This window comes from Vibrio sp. 1249-1, from assembly GCF_033340495.1.
Map to the genome: position 1 here is coordinate 1 of NZ_JAWOWJ010000436.1, position 758 is coordinate 758.

Here is a 758-nt window from a genome sequence, read left to right on the forward strand (position 1 = left end):
TTAGATGATGATGAGAGAATCGGCACACTATGTCTATATGAAGCATCATTAATGCGTGCCTTTTATCATCAGCTCGCCATGAGACCTGACGAGCCTCAAAGTATTCAATTACCTGGATACCCGGAAGTAATCTGGAAAGGTGAAGGTATTTTAAAAACGGGGTGTTTACACCCTAACCGATGGCTTGATGCTTATTTCACTTCGGTGATTGTGCGTGACAAACCCAGTATGGACCTGTTGGCGAACTTTCCGATTTCTTTGATGAGACAGAGCTCTACCAAAGCGGGTGAGCTGTCTTATATGCTAGTAGATGTCATTCAGTCGTTCCACAACCGCACATCGGATTATCCTGATAAGCTGGTTGCAGCAATGGACGCAGCGGTAGCTCAAGGAGATAACTGGGCGTTGGAAATTGCGATGGGGATCCTAGAAACCTTCGCAGCGCTCACTACTAACATTGGTTATGACTTTGAGGAAGTGCTAGTCAAAAACCTACAATTCCAAGAAAAATATCATCTTCGAGAATTAGGACCAGATAGGATAGGCATCCGCACGTTCATTAATTTCCCTCTGCTTGGCATGGCTTGTATGTGGTACGACAAAGGTCATCGTTTATCTGTTGAAACCGGTTGGCTTCCTCCATATCTCGTTGAAGGACGTTGGCTAGAAGATGTAAACGCATGGAAGATAACACGTTATTTTATCATTTATCGAGAACCGCAATCTATAACCCTCCTCTCACGAGGGCTCTTACGATC

General features: G+C 44.5%; 1 pseudogene. It reads left to right on the forward strand.

Annotation, left to right across the window (positions count from 1 at the left end):
• Positions 1-696, forward strand: a pseudogene (locus R7Z50_RS26850) (immunity 49 family protein); the annotation flags it as partial.
• Between the last annotated feature and the right edge of the window lie 62 nt (positions 697-758).